At 64.2% G+C, this 12,980-nt stretch carries 14 protein-coding genes; 8 read left to right on the top strand and 6 right to left on the bottom strand.

Annotated features, from left to right (window positions below; genetic code table 11):
• Positions 1 to 86: 86 nt before the first annotated feature.
• Genes fliF through flbD form a run of 5 tightly spaced genes read left to right on the top strand, consistent with a single transcriptional unit; the run spans position 87 to position 5,195 of the window.
• The gene (gene fliF, locus BMY71_RS20890) at positions 87 to 1,685 is read left to right on the top strand and encodes a flagellar basal-body MS-ring/collar protein FliF (RefSeq protein WP_011504230.1); all 1,599 of its coding nucleotides are present in this window, start codon (positions 87 to 89) and stop codon (positions 1,683 to 1,685) included.
• Positions 1,686 to 1,691: 6 nt separating this feature from the next.
• Positions 1,692 to 2,780 carry a flagellar motor switch protein FliG gene (gene fliG / locus BMY71_RS20885; RefSeq protein ID WP_092686021.1) on the top strand — a complete coding sequence of 363 codons (1,089 nt, stop codon included), beginning with the start codon at positions 1,692 to 1,694 and terminating at the stop codon, positions 2,778 to 2,780.
• Entirely contained in the window at positions 2,780 to 3,397 is a 618-nt protein-coding gene (locus tag BMY71_RS20880) for a FliH/SctL family protein (RefSeq protein WP_011504228.1), read from the top strand. Before fliG ends, BMY71_RS20880 begins: the two co-directional genes overlap by 1 nt.
• A gap of 18 nt (positions 3,398 to 3,415) precedes the next feature.
• Positions 3,416 to 3,766 carry a flagellar motor switch protein FliN gene (fliN, locus tag BMY71_RS20875; protein WP_011504227.1) on the top strand — a complete coding sequence of 117 codons (351 nt, stop codon included), beginning with the start codon at positions 3,416 to 3,418 and terminating at the stop codon, positions 3,764 to 3,766.
• A gap of 49 nt (positions 3,767 to 3,815) precedes the next feature.
• On the top strand, positions 3,816 to 5,195 hold the full coding sequence (gene flbD / locus BMY71_RS20870) for a sigma-54-dependent transcriptional regulator FlbD (protein WP_092686020.1): 1,380 nt from the start codon (positions 3,816 to 3,818) through the stop codon (positions 5,193 to 5,195).
• Positions 5,196 to 5,276: 81 nt separating this feature from the next.
• On the opposite strand, the gene BMY71_RS25040 is transcribed toward flbD, so the two are convergent.
• The 3 genes from BMY71_RS25040 to BMY71_RS20860 all read right to left on the bottom strand — a co-directional run bounded on the left by BMY71_RS25040 (position 5,277) and on the right by BMY71_RS20860 (position 6,154).
• Positions 5,277 to 5,432: a hypothetical protein gene (locus tag BMY71_RS25040; RefSeq protein WP_011504225.1), complete on the bottom strand. Its 156-nt coding sequence runs from the start codon at positions 5,430 to 5,432 to the stop codon at positions 5,277 to 5,279.
• Between the two features lie 137 nt (positions 5,433 to 5,569).
• Positions 5,570 to 5,845 (bottom strand): DUF1488 family protein, encoded by a 276-nt coding sequence (locus tag BMY71_RS20865; protein WP_011504224.1) that lies wholly within the window; start codon positions 5,843 to 5,845, stop codon positions 5,570 to 5,572.
• Positions 5,846 to 5,884: 39 nt separating this feature from the next.
• On the bottom strand, positions 5,885 to 6,154 hold the full coding sequence (locus BMY71_RS20860) for a hypothetical protein (RefSeq protein ID WP_092686019.1): 270 nt from the start codon (positions 6,152 to 6,154) through the stop codon (positions 5,885 to 5,887).
• A 292-nt stretch (positions 6,155 to 6,446) separates the two neighbouring features.
• Between BMY71_RS20860 and BMY71_RS20855 the strand changes: the two genes are divergently transcribed.
• Together BMY71_RS20855 and BMY71_RS20850 are read left to right on the top strand one after the other, a co-directional pair.
• Entirely contained in the window at positions 6,447 to 7,274 is an 828-nt protein-coding gene (locus BMY71_RS20855) for a transglutaminase-like domain-containing protein (protein WP_011504222.1), read from the top strand.
• Positions 7,275 to 7,448: 174 nt separating this feature from the next.
• A complete protein-coding gene (locus tag BMY71_RS20850) occupies positions 7,449 to 8,558 on the top strand; it encodes an ATP-dependent DNA helicase (protein WP_041805447.1) in 1,110 nt (369 codons plus the stop codon).
• An 86-nt stretch (positions 8,559 to 8,644) separates the two neighbouring features.
• On the opposite strand, the gene BMY71_RS20845 is transcribed toward BMY71_RS20850, so the two are convergent.
• Positions 8,645 to 10,630: a cache domain-containing protein gene (locus tag BMY71_RS20845; protein WP_092686018.1), complete on the bottom strand. Its 1,986-nt coding sequence runs from the start codon at positions 10,628 to 10,630 to the stop codon at positions 8,645 to 8,647.
• A 166-nt stretch (positions 10,631 to 10,796) separates the two neighbouring features.
• Complete coding sequence (locus BMY71_RS20840; protein WP_092686017.1) at positions 10,797 to 11,492, bottom strand: methyltransferase domain-containing protein; 696 nt, start codon at positions 11,490 to 11,492, stop codon at positions 10,797 to 10,799.
• Between the two features lie 279 nt (positions 11,493 to 11,771).
• Here BMY71_RS20840 and BMY71_RS20835 point away from each other — a divergent pair, with 279 nt between their 5' ends.
• A complete protein-coding gene (locus BMY71_RS20835; protein ID WP_092686016.1) occupies positions 11,772 to 12,299 on the top strand; it encodes a Dps family protein in 528 nt (175 codons plus the stop codon).
• Between the two features lie 63 nt (positions 12,300 to 12,362).
• Here BMY71_RS20835 and BMY71_RS20830 read toward each other — a convergent pair whose 3' ends face one another.
• Positions 12,363 to 12,974: a pyridoxamine 5'-phosphate oxidase family protein gene (locus BMY71_RS20830; protein WP_092686081.1), complete on the bottom strand. Its 612-nt coding sequence runs from the start codon at positions 12,972 to 12,974 to the stop codon at positions 12,363 to 12,365.
• Between the last annotated feature and the right edge of the window lie 6 nt (positions 12,975 to 12,980).

Here is a 12,980-nt window from a genome sequence, read left to right as displayed (position 1 = left end):
GGTTAAGATTCGTTAACCTTATGGAAACCATCCCATAGGCAAGATTTGCCTAGTCGGCTTGTCGTGCCGAATCCGAGGGGCTGGTCTTGCAGAGTTTGCTGGGTTTTCTGAAAGGCTTGGGCGCTGCCCGGGTGATGGCCATGATCGCCGTCACCGTGGCGCTGCTCGGGTTTTTCGCTTTCGTCATCATGCGCGTCTCGCAGCCGCAGATGACGACCCTCTATACCGACCTCAGTGTCGAGGATTCCTCCAGCATTATCAAAGAGCTGGAGCGCCAGGCGATCCCGTTCGAAATGCGCAACGAAGGCACCACTTTGATGGTGCCGAAGGATAAGGTCACGCGGCTGCGGATGAAGCTCGCCGAGGGCGGCCTGCCGAAGGGCGGCGGCGTCGGCTACGAGATCTTCGACAAGTCGGACGCGCTTGGCACCACCAGCTTCGTCCAGAACATCAATCATCTCCGCGCATTGGAGGGCGAGCTCGCCCGCACCATCCGCGCCATCGACCGGATCCAGCAGGCGCGGGTGCATCTGGTGCTGCCGGAGCGGCCGCTGTTCTCGCGGGAAACGCCGGAGCCGTCTGCGTCGATCGTGCTGCGGGTCCGCGGCGCGCTGGAGCCGCAGCAGGTCCGCGCCATCCGCCATCTGGTTGCCTCGGCGGTCAACGGCCTGAAGCCGCAGCGGGTATCGATCGTCGACGAGGGCGGCCAGTTGCTCGCCGACGGGTCGGCCAGCGCCAATGCCGCCGACGGCGCCGCCGGCGACGAACGCCGCACCAGCTTCGAGAAGCGGATGCGCAACGAGATCGAGGGCATCGTGTCGTCGGTCGTCGGCTCCGGCCGCGCCCGGGTCCAGGTCACCGCCGATTTCGATTACAACAAGATCACCCAGACCTCGGACAAGTTCGACCCCGAAGGCCGCGTGCTGCGCTCCAGCCAGACCCGCGAGGAACAGTCGCAGACGTCGGCGGCCGACGGTCAAGTCACGGTCAACAACGAATTGCCCGGCAATCAGGGGCAGGCCGGCACCGGACCGCGCGACCAGAGCAAGAAGTCCGAAGAGACCAACAATTACGAGATCTCGCGCATCACCAAGACCGAGGTGACCGAAGCCGGCCGGGTGAACCGCCTGTCGGTCGCGGTGCTGGTCGACGGCATCTACACCAAGAACGAAAAGGGCGAACTGGTCTACGCCGAGCGGCCGAAGGAGCAGCTCGACCGCATCGCGGCGCTGGTGCGATCGGCGATCGGCTTCGACCAGAAGCGCGGCGACCAGATCGAGGTCGTCAATCTGAAATTCGCCGAGGCGCCGCAGGTCGAGAAACTGCCGGAGCAGGCCGGCCTGCTCGGCATGTTTCAGTTCACCAAGGATGACATCATGAACATGATTCAGCTCGGCGTGATGTTGGTGCTCGGTCTGGTGGTGCTGTTCATGGTGATCCGCCCGCTGGTCAAGCGCGTGCTGGCCTCCGATCCGGGGCCGGAAGGACCCGGCTTGCCGGCCCTGACTGACGGCAGCGTGCCGCAGATCGGCGCTGATGGGCAGCCACAGCCCAGCATGATCGACATCGCCCAGGTGCAGGGCCAGGTCCACGCCCAATCGGTCCATCGCGTCGGCGAGCTCGCCGATCGCAATCCCAACGAGACCGCAGCCATTGTCCGACAATGGCTGGCCGAGCCCGCTTAATCCGCCATGGCCGCACCTCCCGCCACAACAACCGGCACCGAAGACTTCGCCAGCGTCGTCGCCTCGCTCGCGGAGCGTCAGAACGGCCGCCCCGCCTCGAAGCCGATCTCCGGCCCGAAGCGCGCCGCCATCCTGATGCTGGCGCTCGGCGAACAATACGGCGGCAAGATCTGGAGCCTGCTCGACGACGAGGAGGTGCGCGAGCTGTCGTCGGTGATGTCGACGCTGGGAACCATCGAGCCGGAGACGGTCGAGGACCTGTTGCTGGAATTCGTGTCGCGGATGTCGGCTTCCGGCGCGCTGATGGGCAATTACGACGCCACCGAGCGACTGCTGCAGAAATATCTGCCGGCCGACCGTGTCACCGGCATCATGGAGGAAATCCGCGGTCCGGCCGGCCGCAACATGTGGGAGAAGCTCTCCAACGTTCAGGAGGAGGTACTCGCCAACTATCTGAAAAACGAATATCCGCAGACCACAGCGGTGGTGCTGCCCAAGCTCAAACCAGAACACGCCGCCAAGGTGCTGGCCATCCTGCCCGAGGACATGGCGCTCGACGTCATCAACCGCATGCTGCGGATGGAGTCGGTGCAAAAGGAAGTGGTCGAAAGCCTCGAGCGGACGCTGCGCTCCGAATTCATGTCGAACCTGTCGCAGACCCGCCGCCGCGACGCCCACGAGGTGATGGCGGAAATCTTCAATAATTTCGACCGCCAGACGGAGACTCGCTTCATCACCTCGCTGGAAGACGACAACCGCGAGGCGGCCGAGCGCATCAAGGCGCTGATGTTCACCTTCGACGATCTGGTCAAGCTCGACGCCGGCTCGGCGCAGACGCTGATGCGCAACATCGATCGCGACAAACTGGCGATCGCGCTGAAGAGCGCCAACGAAGACGTCCGCGGCTTCTTTCTCGGCAACATGTCGTCACGCGCCGGCAAGATGCTGCTCGACGATATGGGCGCTCTCGGACCTGTCCGGCTGCGCGACGTCGACGAGGCGCAGGCGCTGCTCGTCAACCTCGCCAAGGATCTCGCCGCCAAGGGCGAAATCGTACTCACAAAGAACCGCGCCGACGACGAACTGGTGTATTGATGGCCGCTCCCGCGCAGAAATTCCTGTTCGACAACGATTTCGGGGCGCCCGACAAGGCGCGCGAAAAGGCTGCGGCAGCGGTCGAACTCGCGCAGCAGGTCGCCGCAGCCGAACAGCGCGGCTATCAGGCCGGCTTCGCCCAGGCGCAGCGTGAGGTGCAGGCCGAGGCCGAGCGGCGCAGTGCGGCCGCGCTGGAGCAGATCGCTCGGGCGATGCAGTCGATCTTTGCCGGCATCGGCGCCGTCGAAATTCGGATGGAAACCGAGGCCGTCGAAGTCGCAGTGGCGGCGGCGCGCAAGCTGTGCACCGAACTGATCGCCGCCGAGCCGCTCGCGGAAATCACCGCGCTGGTCGGCGAGTGTTTCCGGCAGTTGGTGTCGACGCCGCATTTGGTGGTTCGGATCAGCGACTCGCTCTACGAGGCCGCGCGTGAGCGCATCGAACTGCTGGCCAAGCAGAGCGGCTTCGCCGGGCGTCTGGTGCTGTTGTCCGATCCGGAAATCGCCGGCGGCGATTGCAAGATCGAATGGGCCGATGGCGGCGTGGTGCTGGAGCGCGCCGCGATCGAAGCCAAGATCGGGGAATTGGTCGGACGCTACATGGCGTCGCGCAACTAACAAGATCGAGGATTGAACATGGGTGAAAACGACGGCCAGGTGCCGCTTCCCGATCTGAACAGCGCCGATGCGCCGTTGCTCGCGGATGTCGGATACAACGAGGAAGAGCAGACGTCGCGCGTCGCCGCTGATCTCGAAGCGGTGTTCGACGTGCCGGTGCAGGTCTCGGCCGTCCTCGGCCGTTCCAAGATGGATGTCGGCGAGCTGCTCAAACTCGGGCCCGGCGCGGTGCTCGAACTGGACCGCCGGGTCGGCGAGGCGATCGACATCTACGTCAACAACCGCCTGGTGGCGCGCGGCGAAGTGGTGCTGGTGGAAGACAAGCTCGGCGTCACCATGACCGAAATCATCAAGGCGGAACGCAACTAATTCGCAGCCCGCGACGGCGCGGCAAGATACGGGATCACAGGAGCAAACCATGCGCCTTCTCATCGTTGGCACCCTGAAGGGCCAGCTCACCACGGCGACCAAGATCGCGATCGACAACGGCGCGGCGGTCACCCACGCCTCCGACAACGAGCAGGCGATGCGGGTGCTGCGAGGCGGCAAGGGTGCCGACCTGCTGCTGGTCGACGTTGCGATCGATATCCGCGATCTGGTGATGCGGCTCGAAGCCGAGCACATCCACGTCCCGATCGTGGCCTGCGGCATCGCCAGCGACGCCCGCGCCGCCGTCGCCGCAATCCATGCCGGCGCCAAGGAGTACATCCCGCTGCCGCCGGATCCGGAGCTGATCGCAGCGGTGCTGGCGGCGGTCGCCAACGATTCCCGCGAGCTGGTGTATCGCGACGAGGCGATGGCGAAGGTCGTCAAGCTGGCGCAGCAGATCGCCGGCTCCGACGCCTCGGTGATGATCACCGGCGAGAGCGGCACCGGCAAGGAAGTGCTGGCGCGCTACGTCCACACCCGCTCGCACCGGGCGAAGAAGCCGTTCATCAGCATCAACTGCGCAGCGATCCCCGAGCATCTGCTCGAATCGGAGTTGTTCGGCCACGAGAAGGGCGCCTTCACGGGAGCGATCGCGCGCCGCATCGGCAAGTTCGAGGAAGCGACCGGCGGCACGCTGCTGCTCGACGAAATTTCCGAGATGGACGTCCGGCTGCAGTCGAAGCTGCTGCGCGCGATCCAGGAGCGGGTGATCGACCGCGTCGGCGGCAGCCGTCCGGTGCCGGTCGATATTCGGATTCTCGCCACCTCGAACCGCAATCTGCAGGACGCCGTGCGCGCCGGCACCTTCCGCGAGGACCTGCTGTTCCGGCTCAACGTCGTCAATCTGAAGATCCCGCCGCTGCGCGAGCGGCCGGCCGACATTCTCGAATTGGCGCAGCATTTCGCCCGCAAATACGCAGAGGCCAACGGCGTGCCTGTCCGGCCGATCTCGGTCGACGCGCGGCGCGTCCTCACCACGAACCGCTGGCAGGGCAATGTCCGCGAGCTCGAGAACACCATTCACCGATCAGTGCTGATGGCGTCGGGCGACGAGATCGGCGCCGACGCGATCCTGACGCCGGACGGCGACCGGCTCGACCAGACCAAGACGCCGCCGGCGGTGGCGCACGCCACCTTCGCCGCCGAGCAGGTCACCCGCGCGCTGGTCGGCCGCACCGTCGCCGACGTCGAGCGCGATTTGATCCTGGAAACGCTGAAGCACTGCCTCGGCAACCGCACCCACGCCGCCAACATCCTCGGCATCTCGATCCGCACGCTGCGCAACAAGCTCAACGAATACGCCGACGGCGGCCTGCCGATCCCCGCCGCTGGCGGTGGCGAGGCGCGGGCCTTTGTGCAAACGGCGTGACGGGCGAGCCGTCACCCAGGTGGGAGCATGTCGTCATGCCCCTTTGCGCATCCTACGACGCCGGTGCCTGCAGCGACCTCATCACGAATATTTCGGCGCGTCGGGATTGCGGAAAATCTTGATCGGCTCGCCGGGCGTGAGCTTCGGCGCGGTCAGCACCGAATAGGCGTACAGCGCGAGATAGGCGCAGGCGAGCGCGCCGACGCAATAGAACAGCCAGATTGCCACACGCCGCATTCCGCCGATCCTTCATCCGCGACAGATGGCGATATCATAGAGGAAATCAAACGCGCATCAGAGTGTTTTCGGGCGGAGTGGGCGCCGGTCCGCGGATCGCAGCATGATCCGAAAAGCGGATACTGGTTGGATCTGCTCTATCGGAAATCGATGCTGCGCAGGATGACTCCGGCGGGATTGCCTTCGAGTTCTGCATGGACGAATTTGTGTTCGGCGCGTTGCTCGATGCTGGCGCGCAGCCGCATGAACTGCTGTTCGCGCTGCGCCGCTGGAGTCCGCTTGGCGCCGTCGAGGAAATCCATCGCGTCGGAGCTGATCGCGCAGGGCACCTCGGTGTAATCGTCCATCATCGAAAACAGCACGACCGACCGGTCGCCGTCATAGCCGCGAAATTTGCCGCTCGTGAATGTCATGCGGATGATCCTCGTGTTGGGCAGGCGCTGCGCCGCGGGTTACGGCTGGTTGGCGCTGGCCTCGGCTTGACGCGCGTCGCGAACGGTTTCGGGGTCGATCGCGACCATTTCGATCGCGTTCTGATGCGGCGGCGCGCAGGGCAGGGTGATCATCGTCGCGACGCGCCGGAACACCGGGAACGACAGGCCTTCGATGAGTTCTTCGTCGGTGACGACGTCATAAGCACCGGCCGGCAATTCGCGGTCGATGCCGCGCAGCCGGAACGGTTGGTGGAAGACGATCGTTTCGCGGCGCGTTCTGGTGGTCATGGACGCCTTCCTGCATCCGGCCTGCACGCTCTTTGATCAGGCGATGATCAGGCGGTCTGTCAGCGCCTGGCTTGCATGGTCTCACGCGGCCGTCGCTACGGCGCGGCCTCACAGCCAGCGCGATCATCCGCGATGCTGCGCCTTTTCACCCACGATAGCCACTGAATTCTCCGCAGCTTTGACAGGGCCGCTCACAACATCTTGTTTTCCGGGTCTCAATCGCCATCTATCAAATGCGGCCGGCGATCACTTCCGATCATGCCCAACGGCGCGATTGCAGAGATCCAGATTCATGAAACTCCGTGTCGGCTACGAGATCACCTACGATTTTCCGCAGCCGACGCCGATGCTGATCGTTTTGGGGACGCATTTCACCCGTGCGTCCGACGTTATCGTGCCGGATTACCTGACCGTGGATCCGCCAGTCCCGATCACGCCGTATCGCGACATGTTCGGCAATTGGTGCAGCCGCCTCGTCGCCCCTGCCGGCCGGACGCGGCTCGCGGCAGACGGTATCGTGCGCGACCTCGGCGTGCCCGACCCGGTAGCGCCGTTGGCGATCCAGCACGCTGTCGAAGATCTGCCCGCTGACACGATCGTCTATTTGCTCGGCAGCCGCTATTGCGAGACTGACCTGTTGTCGGACATCGCCTGGAAGATGTTCGAAACTACGCCGCCGGGCTGGCCGCGGGTGCAGGCGATCTGCGATTTCGTCCACAATCATATCGCGTTCGACTATCAGCACGCCCGCGCCACCCGTACCGCGCATGAAGCGTTCGACGAAGGCCGCGGCGTCTGCCGCGACTATGCGCATCTGGCGATCACGCTGTGTCGCTGCATGAACATTCCGGCGCGCTACTGCACCGGCTATCTCGGCGATATGGGCACGCCGAAGCCTTGGGCCGCGGGCGATTTCGCCGGCTGGTTCGAGGCTTATCTCGGCGGCCATTGGCACACCTTCGATCCGCGCAACAACGTTCCTCGGCTCGGACGGGTTCTGATCGCGCAGGGTCGCGACGCCGCCGACGTGCCGATCACCCAGACCTTCGGTCCCAACACGCTGGTCAGCTTCAAGGTCTGGACCGACGAAATCGACGACAGCGTCGCCGGATTGCGCTGAGCGCGCGAAACGCGAGAGCTTTTCCGGTTCTGATTGAATCCGAACCGGAGCCCTACCGTTTTGTCTGACTCGTTTTCTTCATGCGAACCGGTGCCCACTTCGCTCGAAAACGCTATAGCTTGCCGGCATCGAATCGCCGCGGGCTTCGTCCGCGTGCTGCGCCTGCGAGATCGCATGACCACCTTCACCCCGCATCAGGACGACGCGCTGAAAGCCGTCGGCGCCTGGCTGAAAGCGAAGCCCGGCCGAAACGGCACGCCGCTGGTGTTCCGGCTGTTCGGCTATGCCGGCACCGGCAAGACCACACTTGCGCGCGAGATCGCCGATGGCGTCAGCGGCGAGGTGAAATTCGCGGCCTTCACCGGCAAGGCGGCGCTGGTGATGCGCAACAAGGGTTGCGACGACGCCTCGACGATCCATTCGCTGATCTATCGCACCAAGGAGAGCGGCGTCGAGCAACCGAGTTTTGAGTTGTGGGACGACGCGCCGGCCTCGAAGGCCAAGCTGATCGTGATCGACGAGTGTTCGATGGTCGACGAGGAACTCGGCCGCGACCTGATGTCGTTCGACTGCCCGCTGCTGGTGCTCGGCGATCCGGCGCAATTGCCGCCGATCCAGGGCGGCGGCTTCTTCACCGATTGTGAGCCAGACGTGATGCTGACCGAGGTGCATCGGCAGGCGCAGGACGATCCGATCGTGCGGCTGTCGATGGACGTGCGCGAGGGCCGCGGACTCGAGATCGGCAGCTATGGCGAGACCGAAGTGGTGACGAAGGCCGCGCTCGATCCGCAGCGGGTGATGGACGCCGACCAGGTGCTGGTCGGCCGCAATAACACCCGCCGCGCCTACAATGCCCGCTTCCGCCAGCGTCTCAACATCGAGGACCCGCTGCCGGTCGGCGGCGACAAGCTGGTGTGCCTGCGCAACAACCGCAAGAAGGCGCTGTTCAACGGCGGGCTGTGGCGGGTGAAGTCGCGCGCGCCGACCAAGTCGAAGATCATCACGCTACGGGTGACGCCCGACGAGGATTTCGGCGGCCGGCTCACCAAAGTCTCGGTTCGCAACGAATGCTTCGCCGGCGGGATCGAGGATATTTCGTGGGATCAGCGCAAGCCCTACGATGAATTCGACTACGGCTATGTGCTGACGGTGCACAAGAGCCAGGGCTCGCAATGGGACGACGTCGTGCTGTTCGACGAGAGCTTCGCGTTCCAGGACAGCCGCGCCCGCTGGCTCTACACCGGCATCACCCGGGCGGCGAAACGGCTCAGCATCGTCGTGTGAGCCCGCTGCAGCGCTGCCGAGCGAACCAAGCTGATAGCCCGGTCGATCGAATTGGCCCGTGATTGTATGCCCTCGCCGGCCTGTGCCTACGCGGCGCGGCGATGGGCGACGAAGCTGCGGATGATCTGTTGCTGCGGCTCCGACAGGTCGAACTTCACCAACGTCCGATCGGGGTCGCTGGCGACGATCACACCGTGCAGCTTGCCGGGCAAGCCGTCGATGCCGAGTGTGACGGCGCAATCCGGGCCAAGCGCTTCGATCGCGTCGGCGAGCCGCGCGCCGGCTTCGGAAATATCCCGCACTTGCACGGCGTAAGTTCTGCCTCCGGCCTCGATCGTTCCGGGGCGCTCGATGTCGATCCGGGCGTGCGCGCGGCGATCGACGTCGGCGGTCGAGGTGCGGATCACGCGGGTGAGAACGCCGCGCAGATTGTCAATCCGGCTGGCGATTTCGACCGAACCGTCCTGAATCTCGACAGCGCGCCGTCCCGTTTTCACCGCTTCGCTCGAGACCGTGACGATCTGCGCCGCGACGTTGCGCGCCGCCTGTGAGGTCTCGGCGACGGCGCGAGCGATCTCGCGCGTGACCGTGCTCTGCTGATCGATCGAGGTCGCGATCACCGCCGATACCTGGTCGACATTGCGGATCGCATCGCCGATCGCGTTGATAGATTCGACCGAGTCGGATGTGGCCTGCTGGATCTCGTCGATCTGTTGCGAGATCTCGCCTGTGGCCTTGGCGGTCTGCTCAGCCAGCGACTTCACTTCCGCAGCGACCACGGCGAAACCGCGGCCGGCGTCGCCGGCGCGAGCCGCCTCGATGGTGGCGTTGAGCGCCAGAAGATTGGTCTGACCGGCGATCTCGCTGATCAGATTGGTAACCGCGCCGACCCGCGTCGCCGCTGCGGACAGCTTGGCGATCATCGTCTCGGCCTGGCTGGACGCATTGACGGCCCGGAGCGTCAGATTGCGCGACGACGTGACCTTGGCGGCAATCTCGTTGATCGACGCGCTCAGCTCGGACGAACTGGCGGCGACCATCTGCGATGTCGCCAGCGCCTGCTCGGCGGCTGCGGCGACGCCACTGCTCTGCTGGCCGAGCATTTCCGCGCCGGTGGTCATCAGCACTGCGCCACGGGCCATCAGGTCGGTGCGGCTGGCGACCTGGTCGACCGCAATCGCGGTCTCGCGCTCGACCGTATCGGCCATGTCGCGAAGCGCCTGCCGCTTGGCGTCTTCGGCGATGCGGCGGAGCTCCGCGTCGCGCGCGGTGTCGGCGCGGGCCTTTTCGATCGCCTTGACCTTGAATGCCTCGATCGCGCGCGCCATGTCGCCGAGTTCGTCGGAGCGATCGAGCCCCGGCAGCCTGATCTCGAAATCGCCGTCGCCCAACCGGGTCACCGCGGCCGACATCCCGCCGAGCGCTGACGACATCCGGCGAGCGATGAACAGCGTCACTGCGCCGAGCAGCACGATGATCAGTCCGGCTGCGACCATGACCCGCTCAATGCTGCTCCAGACCTGCGCCTCAAGATCATCAACATAGACGCCGGTGCCGATCACCCAGTTCCAGGGTTGAAAACCGGCGACATAGGAGATCTTCGGCTGCGGCCTGTCGGCGCCGGGCTTCGGCCATCGATAGTCGACGAAGCCGGCGCCGCTCGCTTTCACGGTATCGACGAACGCCACGAACAGGCGCTTGCCGGTCGGATCCTTTTCGTCGGACAGGTCTTTGCCGTTCAGCTCGGGCTTGACCGGATGCATCACCATCTTCGGACCGAGATCATTGATCCAGAAATAGTCGCCATTGCCGTAGCGCATCTTGGCGATCCGTTCCGCCGCGGTGATTTGTGCCTGCTGGTGGGTGACCAGGCCGCGGGTGGCGGCGTCGTGCTCGTCGCGGGCGATGCCGAGGGCGAGCTCAGTCATGTGCACCAACTCATTGTGGCGTTGCTCCCGCAGCGCGTCGTCAAGAGTATTAGCCTGCATGATCGCGAGGCCGATTAGGCCGCAGAAGCTGAGTGCAATAATCGAGTAGATCTGAAAACCGAGCGAAAGCCGGGGCAATTTCATTCGACACATCCTGGGGCGTGACGAGACTTAATCAATGGGGCGGACGATAGTGCCAAGTAGTCGATCGCAGTTGAGATGGTGTTAATCCGTTGCGACCACGGCGTATTCCACGGCGTGGGAAATCGCGCGCCGCCGCTCCACGCTGTCGCCAACTAATCGCGACGGTTCAGTTCGCGGGCCGCGCGATGAAGGTCATCCGCCATGGATTGTGGCCGATATTGACGTCTGCGCGGATCGCGGCGAATCCCGCGGCGGCGAGCTTGGCGAGAATCTCGGCTTCGCTGTAACGCTGAAGGCCGATTTTGGTCCGGAGCTGCCGGTAGTCGGACAGTGCGGTCCGTGCCAGCCCCCACAGCGCGTCCTGCAGGAAGCCGTGCTTTGCTGCGAGGCGCAACAGCGCGATCACGTCTCGGCTCATCCCGACGTGCGGCTGCAGGATGTCGCCGAGCACCAGCTTTCCACCGCGCCGCAATAGCCGGCGGATCAGCGTCAGCGTCTGATCCAACTCGGCCGGCGACATGTATTGCGCGACCGAATTTATCACCACGAGGTCCAGCGAGCCGTTCGGCATCGGCTGCAGATCGTCCAGCGAACGAACCTTGATGTTCGGATGATGAGCGAACCGTACGCTCAGCCGACCGCGCACCCCGGGTGCTGGTTCGGCCAGGATCAGCGTGCCGCAGGCCGCCGCAACCTTGGCGGCGGACAGCGCTTCGCCGCAGGAATAATCCAGTACCGTTGCGTCCGGGGCTCCGATGTAGCCGACGATATCTCGGGCGATCTCGTCGAAATGCACGTCGCGATGGCGCTTGCTGACATAGATCGTGTGCGTGGAGTCGTAATAGTCGATCCAGTCGTCCATCGAGGCCTCGAAGCCGGCGGGAAAGGCTCGAATCCGGGGTGTGTGACGCAGCGGCCGGATCGTCCTTCGGAGCGGAAGTCCGCGCCCGATTTTGTTCCAGCAACGGAACACGGCGGAATTTGGCGCGTTGGTAGGTGGTCTAACGCGTTTTGCGGGGCTGACCAACGAATACAGCCAAAAAATCCAAAAAATCATCGATGCGGGCTACCCGGTTTTCCGGGATTTCGCCGATCGCCCAGCTTAACCGACCATATCTCCATCACTGCAGGGAAAGCCGCCGTGACCAAAGTCAAATCAGCTTCCATCGCCCCCGAACTCGACACCCCGACTGATCTGCCGCAGCAGTCCGTCGACAAGATCTCCGCTACGCTCAACACGCTGCTCGCCGACGCCTTCGCGCTGTATCTGAAGACGAAGAACTTCCACTGGCATGTCAGCGGCCGGCATTTCCGCGACTATCATCTCTTGCTCGACGAGCAGTCCGAACAGATCTTCGCCACGACCGATGCGCTGGCGGAACGAGTCCGCAAGGTCGGCGGCGTGACGCTGCGTTCGATCGGCCACATCGCCAAGCTGCAAACGATCGAAGACAACAACGAGGACTACGTCCCGCCGCGCGAAATGCTGCGCGAGCTCATGAATGACAACAAGAAAATGGCAGCGGCGATGCGCAAGGCGCACAAGATCGTCGACGATTGCGAAGACGCTGCGAGCGCCGGGCTGCTGGAGAATTTTATCGACGAAACCGAGCGCCGGACCTGGTTCCTGTTCGAAGCCAGTCGCCAGGAAAGCAGCAACGAAACATAACTGAGTGATCCCGAAAGCGCTTCACCGCCAGCTCGGCGGTCTCGCGCTTTCGGTCCGTTCGCCCTACCACATCGTCTGGCCGGCGCGTTCCGGCCAGACCCGATCGTACTCGTCTCCACCGACGCGATTGTCTGTCATGGACGCGAGGATCTGGCCGGGCGTCGGCAGGGTCTCCGGATCGACATGCTTGACCGGATTCCACAAATCGGACCTGATAATCGCGCGGCCGCACTGAAAGTAGATTTCCTCGACCGTCATCACCATGACGGTGCGCGGCAATTTCCTCTGGACGCGAAACGATTCCAGCAATTCGGCATCGGCCGAAACAATGGCGCGCCCATTGATCCGCAGCGCATTTATCGAACCGGGGATCAGCAGCATCAGCGCCACGCGCGGATCGCGGACGACGTTGCGCAGCGAGTCGATCCGGTTATTGCCGCGCCGGTCGGGGAGCATCAGCGTTTTGTCGTCATGGATATGGAGGAAGCCGGGCAGGTCTCCGCGCGGCGAACAGTCGAGTCCCTCGGGGCCGCTGGTCGCGAGCGCCGCAAATGGCGACCGTTCGATCAGAATGCGATATTGCGGCGTGATCCGATCCGCGACCTTCTCGGTCGAGGCGTCGTTCGGGATGCCGTAGATCGTCTCGAGGTCCGCGACCGATGTAATCGCCGAAATCGTCAA

The sequence above is a fragment of the Rhodopseudomonas pseudopalustris genome, assembly GCF_900110435.1.
Taxonomy (GTDB): Bacteria; Pseudomonadota; Alphaproteobacteria; order Rhizobiales; family Xanthobacteraceae; genus Rhodopseudomonas; species Rhodopseudomonas pseudopalustris.
The sequence above is the reverse complement of the archived record's forward strand: the minus strand, read 5'-3'. Positions and strand labels throughout refer to the sequence as shown.